The sequence below is a fragment of the Hominiventricola aquisgranensis genome, from assembly GCF_040096225.1.
In the GTDB taxonomy this organism is placed as follows: Bacteria; Bacillota; Clostridia; order Lachnospirales; family Lachnospiraceae; genus Hominiventricola; species Hominiventricola aquisgranensis.
In genome coordinates this window covers 1-16,260 of the sequence record NZ_JBBMFC010000001.1, presented here as the reverse complement: position 1 = coordinate 16,260, position 16,260 = coordinate 1, and the positions used below count along the sequence as shown (strand labels likewise).

Here is a 16,260-nt window from a genome sequence, read left to right as displayed (position 1 = left end):
GGCATAAAATAAACAACTGCAAATTTTCTTTTATAAAAACCTGCAGTTGTTCTTTATCAGCGTAAGCAATCCCTCTACATTCTAATTTTATAATCCGGAAAGCGTTCTCATTACAAGATCTACATCCTTATTTTCAAGTTCCTGAATAATATGTAGATACGTCTTCTGTGTTGTTGTCATACTCGCATGTCCCAGTCTGCGTGCAACGCTGGCAATAGATACACCCGCAAACAAAAGCAAGGATGCATGTGTGTGACGGAGTCCATGAATGGAAATCTCTGAAATACCGCACTCCTTACAGTGTCTGGTCAGCACATCGTTGACTGTTGAATTATATATTTTAGTCGCTCCGACAAAGATAGGCGCATTTTCAGGGAGACCTTTCGTTAGTTCAGAAAATTTTACTACAATCTGCCAGTCAATCTGTATCTTTCTCACAGAAGACTTGTTCTTTGTAGGCAGAAATCCACCCTCTCCTTTATAATCCCATGTCTTGCTGATCGATAATGTCTGTCTGGCAAAATCAAAATCCGCAGGTGTAATTGCAAGAGCTTCCGAAAACGCATTCTTTGATTGCATCCAGGAATCCATTGGTTCTGTCTGTTACAGACTGCATGGTCGGGGAATCCAGTACAAGGATATCTCCACCTTCCGGAATTTTCTTAGCCAGGTCTTCACCACAAACATAACCAGCATTGTAGTTATCAGATCCTGCATAAGAAGTAAGATAACTCATATCACCAACCTGAGTATCGAAGCCAAACATCGGGATGTTTGCCTCTTTCAGCATATCCAGTGCCGGGATAATACCGTCAGCGTCAACCGGGTTTACGAACATGAACTCTACGCCTCTGGAGATCATATCCTCAATCTGATTAATCTGAGTATTGGAATCGTTTGCCGGATCCATGGAAATAAGAGTGTCACCATGTGCTTCTACAACTTCACGGATTGAAGCTTCCAGAGTTACGAAGAACGGGTTGGTTCCATCCATACAAGTATAACCAAAAACTCTTCCTCCCTCAGATGCTGCTGCATCAGCAGTATCTGCTTCTGCGGTATCATCTGCGGCGTCGGTACTCTCTTCTTTCGCAGTATCAGCAGAAGTATCTGCCGGCTTAGATGAGCTGCTTCCGCAAGCCGTTAAAGATGCTACCATTGCTGTACACAGAAGTGCACAAAGAACTTTCTTTTTCATTTTGGTTTTCCTCCCCTAAAATAATATTGTTTTGTGATATTTGTATCATATATGATTTTCATGATTTGTACACCTGTACATTGTAACGATTTTTTCATGACATTTGTCATACTTCACATGCCACTTGTCACAAAGTAAAGAAGCAGTGCCATGTGATTTGTCACATAAGCACTGCTCCTGTCGTTTTCTTATTCTCTTGTTTTCCATCCTGCTGCGATCTTGGCTTCCAGTTCTGGAAGTGTATGAAGACCGCTTAGTGTATCTACTTCCTCTACGCAGGATGCCCCCTGGGCTGCCGCCAGCTGAATACAGCGTTCTACAGGGTAGCCATGCAGCATGGAGTACAGGAAACAGCCAATACTGGAGTCACCTGCTCCGGTTCCGGAAAGTACTCTGCTGGGAATGAAACTCTTCTGAAATCCGGATTTGTCTGCCCAGTCTTCCACCTTCAATTCCACTGCCGGCGGAATTTTGGAAATCAGATCAGTCCCGGCCGTCTGATAATACATTCCCTGTGCACCGCACTTCAACATAAGAACCTTTACGCCCAGATCAATTGCCTGGGATGCCAGCGGACGGATATCATTCTCCAGATCCAGGATTTCCGTCACATCGCCATCTCCTGCCCGTTCTATCCAGCTTTCATAACGTGGACGATCCAGCATAAAGCAAAGTTCTTCCATACTCGGTACAAAGAAATCCACCTCCGGAAGTACGCATGTCAAAAGTTTTTTCCAGTCTACAAGTCCTTCCGGAGAATCCGGATCAACCGCTGCCAGATCCAAAGACATGGCCGCTCCTTTTTCATGAACCCTTTTACACAGTTTTACCAGCTCAGCACCATCATTTTCATACATTTTCCGCATAAGAGGCGGATAGCCAAAATGTACCAGTGCTGCACCATCCAGAAGTTCTTCTTTCAGGTCGTCCGCCACAAAGGTATCATTTCCACCCGGTCCATGTAAAAATACACGGTCAATTCCAGGTGGTGCAATCACTATGGTGTATGAAGTCGACACTGCATCATCAATAATCAGATCTTTTTCGGTTCCATGCTGTTTCATCATAGCGAGCATCATTTCACCCAATGCATCATTTCCAATTTTTCCTGCCAGATGAACATTTGCTCCCATTTTATGAAGTGCAAGACCCGTATTGGATACTACACCTCCGCTATAGACAACCATATCTCCAGTGCGGATCAGCTTTCCCGGACACAGTATCTGCGAAAGACTTTTCTTTTTACTTCCCTGGAATACCGGCGTCATATCCACGCTGATATGTCCAGCCACTACAATTTTCTTCTCCATAGAGAAATTCCTCCATCAGTCTTTTGCTGCCGGATATTCCGTACACAAATAACGATATGGTGGTTCATCCTCTTCGATCTCCGGGAAACGTCCCATCTTCTCATAGAAGCAGTTGTCGTTTTCATCATCGTTGCACATGGAAACTTCTCCTAACAGTACCGGTCCGCCTTCTTTCGGCATGATGAAATCATGATACAGATACTGGGTAATAGTAATACTCTCGCCCGGAGTCAGCTTAATTTTTGTTCCCGCAGGAACAGTTCTTTCTACTCCATCTGTTACAACTGTTACATCTGTATCCAGTTTTTTATTACCATCTGCACCGTTAAATACAGTAATATAAAGATCATTTCCACCGCGATTGATAATATCCTCCATCTTGCTCCAATGATAGTGAAGCGGAGAATCCTGTCCCGGATACAGCATCAGAAGTTTTTCCGCATAAGGTTTCTTATATTTTGGATCTTTCAGGTTACCATTCCGAATAGTTACCAGCGCAAATCCTACTTCATCAAATCTGTCAAGACCATAGTCTGTAATATCCCATCCTAATTTATTGTCACGGATCTCATCACACTCATGACCTTTTTCTGCCCATTCCTCCGGTGTCCAGCTGCAGAACGGCGGCAGGTGAAATCCATTTTCTTTTGCCAGAGCTTCCATATCTTTAATGACCTGATTGATTCTGGAACGTTTCATAATCGTAAATCCCCCTTTTTTCGATTAATCCAGACGCGCAAATGTACGCATAGCATCTTTTACATTTTCTTTCATTGCTTCTTTGGCTACAGCCGTCACACTGGTATAGAATGGCGGAACGTTTTCTTTCAGTTCTGCTGCCCATTTCTGTACGGCCATACCAGCTGCACGGTCCATATAGGTAAAGTAGTTGATTTTGCGGACGCCTGCTTGAATGGCTGCATGGAAATCTTCTTTGCTGACGCCGGAACCGCCATGCATAACAACCGGAATACCATTCGTCTCTTTTCTTACATTTTCTACTACAGAGAAATCAAGACGCGGTTTCTTCAGATAAATACCATGAGTGGTGCCAAAAGAGCATGCCAGTGCATCCACACCTGTTCTTGCCACAAAATCCTTTGCCTGTACCGGATCAGTGTAAATCTTAGTCTCATCATCTTCACCGCTTCCTACACCTTCTCCAGACTCGGTCTTTCCCATGCTTCCAAGCTCTGCTTCAATGTCAGCTCCCTGTGCATGTGCCAGTTCTGCTGCCAGCTTGGTATTTGCCACATTTTCCTCATACGGAAGAGTGGAACCGTCATACATAACAGAAGTAAATCCCATGCTCAGTGCAAATTTCACACGGTCAATGCTGTCACCATGATCCAGATGTACACATACCGGAACTTTTGCTTTCTTCGCGAAATCCACCATCAGAGGTCCCATAAGCGCCAGCGGATTATGTACCTCATGAACCGGTGCAAACTGAATGATCACTGGAAGATCCATCTCCTCTGCAGTTGCCATAACAGCCTGCAGACTTTCCAGATTCGGTGCATTAAATGCGCCGATAGCAATCTCTTTCTCCTCTGCTACTTTCAGAACGTCTTTTAATGTTGCCAACATTATAAAATTCCTCCTTCTTTTTTCTGCCTATCATGATGTATAATTTATGGACTATTGTCCAGTGTAACCGCTTTACGCTTATTCAAATAATTTTCCTTCAAAAATGGCAGTCAGCAGTGCACCTGCACAGCCGAACACCGTTCCCTCCGCCTGGAAATGAGATTTCATCACCTTGATTTTCCGGTATCGCCTGGTAAGAAGCCGTTCATTGGCCTGTTCTTCTGCCAGTCTGAGATATTGATCCGGCACCCAGTAACCGTCATGGCCAATAATAATCTTCTGTGGATTCAGACCATTGGAGAAATTAGTAATACCACAGGACAGGTATTCTGCCATTTCCCTGAGAATCAGATCTATTTGTTTCTCTTTCCCATTAAATTCCGTTTCTCTATTCTGCTCTCGTTTCAATGCCAGATCTATTTCCTGACAGAATTCCCGGAAACTCTTTATCTCGCCTGTTACTCTCTGCATCTTTTCTTCCAGCACTTTACTGGAAATGTAGGTTTCCAGACAGCCTCTGCTTCCACAATTGCAGGGTCGCCCCTTCCAGTTAATGCTCACATGGCCAAACTCGCATGTCATGCCGCTGATACTGGTGTAAAGCTTTCCACCCACTACCAGACCGCTTCCTACACCATTTGCCAGAACTACGTAGATAAAATCTTCACAGTCACTTCCATTTCCGTAGTATTTTTCTACAATGGCAGCACCGTTACTCTCACTGTCAAAATAGACCGGCATCTGATACCTTAATTCTATCTCTCTCTTCAGTTCCAAATCCTGAATTCCACAAAAATTCGTAGGTTTCAGTATTTTTCCTCTGAGAATATCCGACGGACCAAGTGCGGAAATACTAATTCCCCAGATTCGTTCTCCTTTTGCCTCAACAAACATCCTGTCAATCGCATCCAGTATCTGTTCCATCAGATTTTCTGCATTGGCAGATGTCACCGGAAAACTGAATTTTCGAAGTATATTCAGCTGTAGATCACATAAAATCACATTACAGCCTTCCCGGTACAGATGCACACCAATCAGCTTAGGTGCTCTGGGTGAAATACTGAGCTGAATAGGATTTCTTCCCTTTCCCTCCGTCTGTACTTTCTCCCGTTCTTCCAGCATATCGTTTTCCAAAAATTCGTTAACAATATTAGAAACGGTCATCTTGGCCAGGCCGGTCTTCTGTGCCAGCTCAATTCTTGAACTACATTCCCCGGTTGCAATCAGCTTCAGCAGTAAACCACGGTTCTTCTGTTTCAAAAGTTTGTTATTCACACCTGTTTTTGACATCTGCTTTAGCTCCTGTTATTAGTACAACGCTTTTACTTTATATTTACATGATACATTCCTTTTACTAATTGTCAATAGTTTTTTCATAAAATGTGCAAAAAAAATTACCAGATGCACAATTTGTATACAAAATATACAAATTCAACATCTGGTAATCATTCACTTTTCACAAAACTTAAAGATTTGTATAACCCATGCTCCCCAAACCCAGCAACAGCTGTAGAAAATATTTTACAAATTCACACTCCGTTCACAAACGTCCTTTATGATAAATCCAGTTATGATAAATGATAATTTATATTTGAGGTGACAAGCGTATGTTTCACATTTTAGTTGTTGAAGACGATCAGGCTTTGAACAAGCTGATCTGCCGTGTATTAAATAAGAATGGTTATGAGACTGCTTCTGCCACAGACGGCGAGGAAGCATTGGCTCTGCTGGATCAGATGTATATTGACCTGATCATTACCGATCTGATGATGCCGAACATGGACGGATATGATCTTACCAAAGCACTCAGAGACAGTGGGTATCAGCTGCCGATCCTTGTGGTTACAGCCCGTGATACATTCCCGGACAAAGCCAAAGGCTTTAAGCTGGGCATTGATGACTATATGGTAAAACCCATTGATGTCAATGAACTGCTGCTTCGCGTGGAAGCGCTGCTTCGAAGAGCAAAGATCATCTATGAAAAGAAACTGGAATTTGACCATGTGTGCCTGGACTATATCAATCTGACCGTCACAATTGACGATAATTCCCAGATCCTTCCTCAGAAGGAATTTCAGCTGCTGTACAAGCTTCTGTCCTTCCCGAACCATACCTTTACCCGTCAGCAGATCATGGACGAGCTGTGGGGATATGATTCCGAGACCGATATCCGTACCGTGGATGTGCATATCAACCGGCTGAGAGACCGGTTCCGGGATATTCCTTATTTTCAGATCCAGACCGTAAGGGGACTTGGTTATAAGGGGATGATCACCAAATGAAAATGAAAAATAGTTTTTATTCCATCTGGGCAAAAGTGGTCGTGTGCTGTTTCTGGATGATGATTTTTTCCTTTTTGATCGTAGGTCTTACGATTCACTTGATGAACCAGCTGAATGTGTGGAATCTGCTTCCCTTGCCCTTGACCGGACTGCATTTTATCTTTGTGCTGGCGATCATCACAACGATCCTTGGGGTGTTTATCAGTATGTTTATCTTCAAGCATGCGCTTAACCCGATCACTCAGCTCTCCAGATCCATGCAGCAGGTGGCAGAAGGCAATTACAATGTGAAACTGGATGCAGATCCGCACAAGGGTGAGATCCATGATCTTCTGACCAATTTTAATCATATGGTGCAGGAACTGAACAGTACTGAGACACTTCACTCTGATTTTATCTCCAGTGTCTCCCATGAATTCAAGACCCCTCTCGCCACCATCAGTGGATATGCCACCCTTCTGCAGGACGATACTCTCTCTGCTGAAGAGCGAAATGAATATATCAATATCATCATCCGGACAACAAGAGAATTGTCTCATATGACCGGAAATATCTTAAGTCTGTCCCGTCTGGAGAATCAGACGATCATCACAGACCAGGAATCCTTCCATGTGGATGAACAGATCCGGCAATGCATCCTGCTGCGGGAAACGATCTGGTCTGAAAAAAATCTGGTGATCGATCCGGATCTGGATTCTATCATCTGGAAAGGCAACCGGGAACTGACTTCGCATATCTGGAATAATCTGCTGGACAATGCCATCAAATTCACTCCGGCAGGCGGTGAGATCACGATCCGTGCCTTCATGGACAAGGACTGGCTGACCGTCAGCTTCACGGATACGGGCATCGGCATGACACCAGAGGTAAAGCAACGGGTCTTTGACAAATTTTATCAGGGTGATACTTCCCACAAAAAAAAGGGAAACGGCCTGGGACTTGCGTTAGTCCGCCAGATCGTTACCCTTTACGGAGGCTCTGTGGAAGTGGAAAGTGCTCCCGACATGGGAAGCACCTTCACTGTCCGCCTTCCGGCACATACTATTTCTTCGGAGTCTTCTTCTGAGCAGAGTGCTTTACACTCTTTACCTTAAATATTCTTGCTGTAAACGGCGGCAGGTCCAGACACAGGGCCTGCTCCTTCTTTTTATATGGCTTGTTCTCCACCGACCAGTTCTGATCCTCCGGCTTTGTATTTCCACCAAATTCTTCCCAGTCTGTGTTCAAAAGCTCTGTCAGTTCATACTGTTCCGGCAAAGCTACCCGGAAATCTTTCCAGAACTGATCAGACAAGTTCATAACCGTCACGATCGTCTGACCGGATGCTTTCCGTTCCCATGCATAAGTCACATAGTCCGCAGCATCCACTTCCAGCCATCCAAAGCAGTCTGAATTATATTCTCCATCATACAATGCCGGCTCTTCCAGATAAAGATGAGAAAGCTTCGCATAAAACCGCTGGAATGCATCATGAAGCGGATATTTCAGCAGATCCCAGTCCTGTTCCCTGGTCTCATCCCACTCCCGGAACTGAGCAAACTCATTTCCCATAAAATTCAGCTTCTTGCCCGGGTGCATGTACACATAAGCGTAAAATGCCTTTGCCTGCGGGAATTTGATCTCATAGTCACCAAACATTTTCTGAATGATCGTTGCTTTTCCATGTACCACTTCATCATGGGAAAAAGGAAGCAGGAACAGATCACTGTAAAAATACATCATGGAAAAGCTCAGCTTGTGATAATCATATGGACGGTACACAGGTGCAGTCTGGAAAAACCGCAGGGTATCATTCATAAAGCCCATATCCCACTTATAATCAAATCCAAGACCATCATATTCTGTCGGTGCGGTTACCTTCGGAAAATCGGTCGAGTCCTCTGCCATCAGAATCGCCGATGGATGAAGCTTATGAAGCCCTGCATTCATATTTCTTAAGAATTCCACTGCCCGTTCATTGACTCCCCTGGCCGGATCACCATTCCAGTAGATGGCACGACTGATAGCATCCATACGGATACCGTCAAAATGAAATTCGGTCAGCCAGTAATTCGCCGCACTTTGCAGAAAGCTCCGAACTTCTCCTCTGCTGTGCATAAAGTTCATGGTTCCCCACTCACTGTAGGCTGTATCAGGATGTGGAAACTCATACAATGGTGTTCCATCAAAATCCTTCAGTCCATAATCATCCATGGCAAAATGCACGGGCACAAAATCTGTGATCACACCGATTCCCTGCTCATGACACATCTCTACCAGTCGTTTCAACTGCTGCGGTGTTCCATAGCGGGATGTAGGTGCAAAGAATCCTGTATTCTGATATCCCCAGGAGCAGTCTGCAGGATGCTCTGACAGCGGCAGAAATTCAATATAATTAAATCCCATTTTTTTCAGATATGGGATCAGCTCCTCTGCCAGCTCCTCATAATCATACCAGCTGCCGTCCTCCTTCTGCTTCCAGGAACCTGCATGCAGCTCATAGATATTCATAGGATTATTGTAATTCTTTCCCACATCCCTCTTCTGCATCCATTTCTCATCCGTAAACTTCCAGGTACGATCTACGATCCGGGATGCAAATCCAGGACGAAGCTCCATAAGCATTCCATAAGGATCGCAGTGGTAAACAACTTGTCCATCCGCACCTGTGATCGCATATTTATAATACATTCCGGCTTCTGCCCCTGCTATCTCAAGTTCAAAAACACCAGGATTCTGTTTCTGTTTCATGGGCAGCAACTTCCAGCCGGAAAAATCTCCCTGTACTTCCACATTAGCCGCATTCGGTGCATACACACGGAACACAGCTCCCTCTTCTGTCAGATGTGCCCCAAAATATTCATAGGCATCAAATGCCTTTCCCTGTAAGAATTTCTGAAAATCCATACATTTCCCCCGTTTAATCTTTTTCTCTATTCTATCGGAAACACGTTACGGAAACAAGATACAAAGAATGCGTTTTCGTACTATGATTCTATCTTTTTCACCAATGCGGCCGTAATCCTCTTCTTCACTTCTCCAGTCACGATGCCGATCAGAAGCCCGGTGATCACCCCCGCAGCCAGAAGCACCGGTCCATAGTAAACCAGACTTACTGTTTCCAGCACTGCCATAGCCACCAGAAGCTGCCCCATATTGTGCATGACACCACCTATCATACTGACACCTGTCATACTGAAAAGCCCACTTTTCTTTGCCAGACACATACACAGAAAACTTACCGCTGCTCCTGCCAGACTGTATAGGATCATGGAAAAATTGCCAAATAAGAAACCAGACAGAAAGATCCTCATACCGTTGATCATCAGTGCCTCCCATGGTCCCAGACTGTACAGTGCCCATACGATCACAATATTGGCAAATCCCGGCTTCACCCCCGGGATTCCCAGTGGAATCGGTATTAAGAATTCAATATAGCCTATGATCAGTCCAAGAGCAGTCAGAAGTCCCATGAGTGCCAATCGTTTTGTTTTATTTTGCATAACAAAAGCCCCTTTCTATGTTTATTCTATCATAGAAAGGGGTTCTGTGAAAACCTGATATTATTCCAAATGAGTGCTTAATTCATAAGCTTTTTTGAAGAAGAATTCTCTGTTCTGATAACAGCTGACCTGATTCATCTGTCATCCTCCATATCCAGAAAATATCCAAAGTTCATGTGTTCCATGGCCATATCTGCAAGATTCACACAGCTGTTTCCCATACGGTCCACACAGTGAAGCAGTCTGGTGAACGGTGCCGATAATTTTGCTTTGCACTTTCCTTTGTTCACCCGATCCATGTGGGCTTTCCGCATGTTGATATCCAGATCCATGACTTTTTCCCGACGATGGATCAGCTTCTCCGGTTCTTCCGGTTCTCCCTGTTCCAATGCCCGCATGGCATCCCCATACATCTTGGATATCTGTTTCAGGCTCTTTCTCAGATCCTCCATAGCTTCTTCTGAAAAACTGTATTTCAGTTCCATTTTACCTGCAATCACATCTGTCAGATCAGCAGCCAGTTCTCCCATACGTTCCACATCTCCACACACATGCATGAGTTTGGCTGTCTGTGTTGCCTGCAATTCTGTCAGTACACCTGCAGAAAACAGCTCTGCCAGATAATCATTGATAGCTTCCATCAAGGAATGAAGCGTCTGACCCTGTTCTTTGATCTTTCCAACCAGTGCTGGATCTTCACTTTTGCTAAGCCCTGCCAGATCCTTCAGCATATTTTTTACCATTCCACTGCAGTGCAGCACTTCCTTGGCCACCAGCTTCAATGCAACAGTTGGCTGACCGATAACTTTCTTATCAAGAAAAGCCGGCTGAAGCGGATTGACTTTTGCATCTTTTGCATCCGGGATCAGCCACATAACGATCTTCACCATCAATCCGAGCAGACATACCCACACTACCGTCATGGTCAGATTAAATAATGTATGCGCGTTCGCAATCTGTCTGGAGATTACTTCCACTTCCGGTCCCTTGGGAGAGATTGCCTGGATCAGTGCAGCATAAGGCTTTACAAACCAGATAAATACAAGGGAGCCGGACAGATTGAAAATGGTATGTGCAATCGCCGTCCTCTTGGCATCACGGCTCTGTCCAAGAGATGCCAGCAGTGCAGTGATGGTCGTTCCGATATTATCTCCCAGAAGAATCGGGATTGCTCCCACCAGTCCCAGAATACTCGTCACTCCATCTGCACCCGGCTGGGCTGCAAAATTCTGCAGAACTGCAATCGTCGCGCTACTGCTCTGTACTACCAGCGTCATTGCCGTACCAAGCAGAAGTCCAAGCACCGGAATACCGGACACTTTTCCAATCAGATCTGTAAACACCGGACTGGATGCCAGCGGCTTCATCACATCCCCCATGGTCTCAATGCCAAGGAACAATAAGCCGAATGCAAATATAGTCTGTCCGATACTCTTGATCCGCTCTGATTTACAGACGAATGTCAGAATAAATCCAATAAAAATAAACGCATAAATATAGTCTGTGATCTTAAAGGCTATAATCTGTGCGGTCATAGTAGTACCAATATTTGCTCCGAAAATAATCGAAATTGCCTGTGGCAGACTCATAAGTCCTGCGCTGACAAAACCAATGGCCATGACCGTGGTGGCACTGCTGCTCTGCAATACAGCAGTTACCAGTGCACCTGCGATCACACCCATGATCCGGTTCTTTGTCAGAAGTGCAAGAATCGACTTCATTTTCTCTCCGGCTGCCTTCTGAAGACTTTCACTCATCAGATTCATGCCATAGATGAATACAGCAAGTCCACCCAACAGTCCAAATACAATCTGCATATTTTCTTTCATTTGTCCTCTTTCCCCATTATCTTTCTCTATAAAACTATTTACTCGTGCGCTTTATGTTCTCCGGTGACGGAATACTCCACCCACTCGGCAATATTCACTACATGATCGGCAATACGTTCAAAATATTTTGCCACCATTACCATGTCAATGCAAATCTCACCCTGATCCGACTCTTCTGCAATAGCTGTGATCAGCTCGGATTTCACCTGATTGAACAGCTCATCCACCACATCATCCTGCTTCATGACCTTTCTGGCCAGCAACAGATCTTTCTTTACAAATGCTTCAATACTGTCTGTCAGCATTCCCATAGCTGCCTCTGCCATCTGCTGGATATGTACATGCTGGGTCAGCTCACTATTCTCCAGATATTTGGTAATGTCCGCAATATCGGATGCCTGATCTCCGATCCGCTCCATATCAGAGATCATCTTCAGAGCTGCGGAAATATTTCTCAGGTCTCTTGCCACCGGCTGCTGCTGGAGCAGAAGCTTCATACACAGAGACTCAATATCGCGCTCCTTGTGGTCGATCTCATATTCTGTCAGGAATGCCTTCTGTCTTGCCTGTTTATCAGAATACAGAAGAGCTGTCATGGCATCCGCCACAGCCTCTTTACAGAGGGCTCCCATACTGATCAGATCTTCGTTCAACTGCTGCAACTGTTTTTCAAACTGATTTCTCATATCATCAACCAAACCTTCCTGTAATATAATCCTCAGTTCTCCGGTCTTTCGGCATAGAGAACAGTTTCTCGGTCTTGTCATACTCGACTACTTCTCCCAGCAGAAAAAATGCGGTATTATCAGAGATACGTGCTGCCTGCTGCATGTTATGAGTAACCATGATAATGGTGTAATCTTTCTTCAGCTCCAGTGCCAGGTCTTCTACTTTGGATGTGGAGATCGGGTCCAGTGCGGAAGTCGGCTCATCCATCAGAAGCACATCTGGCTGTACTGCCAGTGCTCTCGCAATGCAGAGACGCTGCTGCTGTCCACCGGACATTCCCAGTGCGCTCTTTTTCAGACGATCCTTTACTTCATCCCAGATGGCTGCTCCGCGCAAAGACTTCTCAACGATATCGTCAAGCTTGGATTTATTATAAATGCCGTGGGTTCTCGGTCCATAGGCAATATTGTCATAGATGCTCATCGGAAATGGATTCGGCTTCTGGAATACCATTCCCACCCGTTTTCTCAACAGGTTTACATCTATATTTTTATAGATATCTACACCGTCCAAAGTGATCTCCCCGGTGATCTTACATCCTTCTACCAGATCATTCATACGATTCAGGGATTTCAACAAAGTGGATTTTCCGCATCCGGAAGGTCCGATGAACGCTGTGATCTCTTTCTCCGGAAGATCCAGATTTACATTTTTCAAGGCATGGAAATCTGTGTAATAAAGATCCAGATTCGATATGTTAAATTTACCCATAATTTTCTTAGCTCCTCGTAAACTTCTTCGCAATAAATGCGGAAAGTGCATTGATCAAAAGTACCATAACAAGCAATACCACTGCAGTTGCATAAGCCTGCTCCATATAGAGACCTTCGTTCAAAAGTGCATACATATGTATTGCAAGTGTACGGCCGGATGACATCATATCAAAGATTGGCACACCAGCCAGTTTTGTAGTGGGGATACCAGGTACGGTTCCCGCTGTATAGATCAGTGCTGCTGTTTCACCTGTGATACGACCGATAGCCAGGATCACACCTGCCAGAATACCAGGAATCGCACTTGGCAGGATGACTACAAATACGGTTCTAAGTCGTCCGGCTCCCAGACCAAAGCTTCCTTCCCGATAGGAATCCGGCACTGCTTTTAATGCTTCCTCCGTGGTTCTCATAATGGATGGGAGAACCATAATAGCCAATGTCAAAGCACCGCTCAGCATAGAATAGCCCCAGTGAAATGCTACACCAAACATCAGGTAACCAAATAATCCATATACAATAGAAGGAATACCGGACAGTGTCTCTGTCGTCATACGAACCAGTTTCACCAGCTTGTTGCCGCGCTTCGCATATTCAACAAGATAAATGGCAGAGAATACACCTACCGGCACTGCAAACAGAAGAGTTACAAATGTCATTACGATCGTGTTGATGATCGCCGGCATCATAGATACGTTATCCGTATTGTATTCCCATGCAAACAGGCTTGGCTTCAAGCAGGGAACACCTTTGATCAGAATATATCCGATTAAAGATACCAGCACTGCCACTGTGATGACTGTTGCTCCCCAGACCAGTATTCTTAAAGCTGCTGCTTTCATTTTCTGAATCTTTGTATAATCCTTTTCCTTCTTAGCCATTGCTATCTCCCTTCTTGATTAGCGAGAACAGCACATTGATGATCAGAATAAATACAAACAACACTACACCTGTAGCGATCAGTGCTTCTCTGTGAAGTCCTGCCGCATAGCCCATCTCCAGTACAATGTTGGCTGTCATGGTACGGACACCTGCCAGCACACTTCCTGGTATCACCGGCTGGTTACCTGCCACCATGATCACCGCCATGGTCTCTCCGATAGCACGACCAACTCCAAGGATCACACCTGCCATGATTCCAGACTTTGCTGCCGGAAGAACAGCACAGAACACACTGCGTTCGTGGGTATCTCCCAGTGCCAGTGCTCCTTCATAATAGCTCTCCGGAACTGCCCGGATCGCACTCTCTGAAACTCCGATGATCGTTGGCAGGATCATGATTCCCAGAAGAACAGAAGCTGTAAGTACTCCTTTTCCACTGGTTCCGGTCAATTGCTGTATGATCGGAACGATCACCACCAGTCCAAAAAATCCATATACTATGGAAGGAATTCCTGCCATCAGCTCAATGGCCGGTTTCAGGATCGGATATATTTTTTTCGGACAAAATCTTGCCATAAATACCGCACACAGGATTCCGATGGGAACTCCCACAAGAATGGCTCCTGCGGTCACATAGATGCTTCCCACGATCATAGGAAAGATACCAAAGATTTCATTCATTGGCTTCCATTTGATCCCGGTCAGAAACTTGATCGGTCCAATCTTGGCAATTGCCGGAAGTCCATTGGCAAACAAAAAGATGCAGATCAAAGCTACTGCCAGAATAGAAACACATGCTGCGATTAGGAATACTCCGTGCATGACGGTCTCTTTTACATTTTTCATATAGATTCTCCCATCTGCGTAAACAGGCAAGGGTGAAAGCATCCTGTTTTCACCCTTGCATCCTGCCCTTTGTGCAGCTGTTTTTACTGAGCGATCTCGGACCAGTCAGTGGTTACTCCGGTGTAGATGTTCAGTACATCTTCAGAAGTAAGTTCAGTGATCGGGTTCTCTTTGTTTACGATAACTGCGATACCATCCAGTGCGATCACCTGCGGAGTCAGCTGTGCAGCTTCTTCATCTTTCAGCTCTCTGGAAGCCATTCCGATATCATAGGTTCCATCAATCGTGGAAGTCATACCAGTGGTAGAATCACTCTGCTGTACTTCGATGGTTGCATTCGGATTCACTGCAGTATAAGCCTCTTTCAGTTTCTCCATAACCGGTGTTACAGAAGAAGATCCACCGACTGTGATCTTGCCTTCCGGCTTGGTTCCCTCAAATGCTCCGGTATTGCCTTCGCTTACATAACCGTTCTCCTCAACAACTGCCTGACCTTCCTCGCTTAAGATGAAATCGATAAAGTCTTTTGCAAGTCCATCCGGATCACCTTTGGTTGCGATGTTGAACGGACGGGATACTTTGTAGGTTCCGCTCTTTACATTCTCAGCAGTTGCCTCAGCTCCGTCGATCAGAACTGCTTTTACCTGGCTCTCATCCAAGGATCCAAGAGATACATAACCGATAGCTGCTTTGTTGCCTGCTACAGTAGTCATCATTACAGAAGTACTGTTGGTGATCTCTGCGCTGTCGATGGTGTTGTCTACTTTATTACCATCTGCATCTTTCTGCTCAATTCCGAACAGCTCGATGAATGCGCCTCTGGTACCGGATCCATCTTCACGGGACAGTACGGAGATTGCTCCGCTTGCTGCTCCTGCTGCGGCGGTATCTGCTGCGGTATCCTCTGCTGCATCAGCAGTATCTGCCGTGGTGTCCTCTGCTGCGGTCTCAGTTGTGGTATCTGCTGCTGTATCATTGCTTCCGCATCCTGCAACTGTGGTTGCGGTCATTGCCATTAACATCATTGCTACGATTACTTTTTTCATAATAATTCTTCTCTCCTTCATGTCATGACTTTTTGTTTGGCTCTTTCTGATTTAATGCCATTTCCTTAGTACGCCTATGATATTACCGTTCCCATGTAAAATCTAAAATCGCTTTTATGTGAAATGTATGTAAAATCTGATGCCAGCGCACCGGCGTCTGTACATTTGTTGCTTGTTTAGGATAGTTGGATGTATAAATAAAGTTGAACTGATAGTTTTCTCAAAACAAGAAACAGGGGCTGTAAAAAAACTCCCCTGACAGAAAAATCGCCCAGACCGTGAGGTCTGAGCGATTTTTTGGTATAATTAATTATGCTACTAAATAACAATACCAATGGTAATTATACTATGCG

At 44.8% G+C, this 16,260-nt stretch carries 14 protein-coding genes and 2 pseudogenes; 2 read left to right on the top strand and 14 right to left on the bottom strand.

Features of this window, described 5'->3' with window-relative positions:
- Nucleotides 1–87: 87 nt before the first annotated feature.
- The 6 genes and pseudogenes from WMO62_RS00080 to WMO62_RS00055 all read right to left on the bottom strand — a co-directional run.
- A pseudogene (locus tag WMO62_RS00080) lies at nt 88–561 on the bottom strand (site-specific integrase); the annotation flags it as partial.
- Between the two features lie 7 nt (nt 562–568).
- A pseudogene (locus WMO62_RS00075) lies at nt 569–1,198 on the bottom strand (substrate-binding domain-containing protein); the annotation flags it as partial.
- Between the two features lie 188 nt (nt 1,199–1,386).
- Nucleotides 1,387–2,508 (bottom strand): carbohydrate kinase family protein, encoded by a 1,122-nt coding sequence (locus WMO62_RS00070; RefSeq protein WP_349143384.1) that lies wholly within the window; start codon nt 2,506–2,508, stop codon nt 1,387–1,389.
- Between the two features lie 15 nt (nt 2,509–2,523).
- Complete coding sequence (locus tag WMO62_RS00065) at nt 2,524–3,207, bottom strand: D-lyxose/D-mannose family sugar isomerase (RefSeq protein WP_349143383.1); 684 nt, start codon at nt 3,205–3,207, stop codon at nt 2,524–2,526.
- 24 nt (nt 3,208–3,231) lie between these two features.
- Entirely contained in the window at nt 3,232–4,098 is an 867-nt protein-coding gene (locus WMO62_RS00060; protein WP_349143382.1) for a class II fructose-bisphosphate aldolase, read from the bottom strand.
- 78 nt (nt 4,099–4,176) lie between these two features.
- Nucleotides 4,177–5,388 (bottom strand): ROK family protein, encoded by a 1,212-nt coding sequence (locus WMO62_RS00055; protein ID WP_349143381.1) that lies wholly within the window; start codon nt 5,386–5,388, stop codon nt 4,177–4,179.
- A 317-nt stretch (nt 5,389–5,705) separates the two neighbouring features.
- On the opposite strand from WMO62_RS00055, the gene WMO62_RS00050 reads away from it, so the two are divergent.
- Both WMO62_RS00050 and WMO62_RS00045 read left to right on the top strand, forming a co-directional pair.
- Complete coding sequence (locus WMO62_RS00050) at nt 5,706–6,380, top strand: response regulator transcription factor (RefSeq protein ID WP_117496565.1); 675 nt, start codon at nt 5,706–5,708, stop codon at nt 6,378–6,380.
- On the top strand, nt 6,377–7,474 hold the full coding sequence (locus tag WMO62_RS00045; protein WP_349143380.1) for a HAMP domain-containing sensor histidine kinase: 1,098 nt from the start codon (nt 6,377–6,379) through the stop codon (nt 7,472–7,474). Before WMO62_RS00050 ends, WMO62_RS00045 begins: the two co-directional genes overlap by 4 nt.
- Here WMO62_RS00045 and glgB read toward each other — a convergent pair.
- From glgB to WMO62_RS00005, 8 genes are all read right to left on the bottom strand, one after another.
- On the bottom strand, nt 7,422–9,266 hold the full coding sequence (gene glgB, locus WMO62_RS00040) for a 1,4-alpha-glucan branching protein GlgB (RefSeq protein WP_349143379.1): 1,845 nt from the start codon (nt 9,264–9,266) through the stop codon (nt 7,422–7,424). The genes WMO62_RS00045 and glgB overlap by 53 nt on opposite strands.
- Nucleotides 9,267–9,346: 80 nt before the next feature.
- The gene (locus WMO62_RS00035) at nt 9,347–9,862 is read right to left on the bottom strand and encodes a Gx transporter family protein (RefSeq protein WP_349143378.1); all 516 of its coding nucleotides are present in this window, start codon (nt 9,860–9,862) and stop codon (nt 9,347–9,349) included.
- A gap of 134 nt (nt 9,863–9,996) precedes the next feature.
- Complete coding sequence (locus WMO62_RS00030) at nt 9,997–11,691, bottom strand: Na/Pi cotransporter family protein (protein ID WP_349143377.1); 1,695 nt, start codon at nt 11,689–11,691, stop codon at nt 9,997–9,999.
- 38 nt (nt 11,692–11,729) lie between these two features.
- Entirely contained in the window at nt 11,730–12,377 is a 648-nt protein-coding gene (phoU, locus tag WMO62_RS00025) for a phosphate signaling complex protein PhoU (protein WP_118596125.1), read from the bottom strand.
- A gap of 4 nt (nt 12,378–12,381) precedes the next feature.
- Nucleotides 12,382–13,131: a phosphate ABC transporter ATP-binding protein PstB gene (gene pstB / locus WMO62_RS00020; protein ID WP_349143376.1), complete on the bottom strand. Its 750-nt coding sequence runs from the start codon at nt 13,129–13,131 to the stop codon at nt 12,382–12,384.
- Nucleotides 13,132–13,138: 7 nt separating this feature from the next.
- Entirely contained in the window at nt 13,139–14,014 is an 876-nt protein-coding gene (pstA, locus tag WMO62_RS00015) for a phosphate ABC transporter permease PstA (RefSeq protein WP_435390373.1), read from the bottom strand.
- Nucleotides 14,007–14,861 carry a phosphate ABC transporter permease subunit PstC gene (gene pstC / locus WMO62_RS00010; RefSeq protein ID WP_117496557.1) on the bottom strand — a complete coding sequence of 285 codons (855 nt, stop codon included), beginning with the start codon at nt 14,859–14,861 and terminating at the stop codon, nt 14,007–14,009. The genes pstA and pstC overlap by 8 nt, the downstream gene beginning before the upstream one ends.
- Before the next feature lie 83 nt (nt 14,862–14,944).
- Nucleotides 14,945–15,907: a substrate-binding domain-containing protein gene (locus tag WMO62_RS00005; protein WP_178756516.1), complete on the bottom strand. Its 963-nt coding sequence runs from the start codon at nt 15,905–15,907 to the stop codon at nt 14,945–14,947.
- Nucleotides 15,908–16,260: the final 353 nt, after the last annotated feature.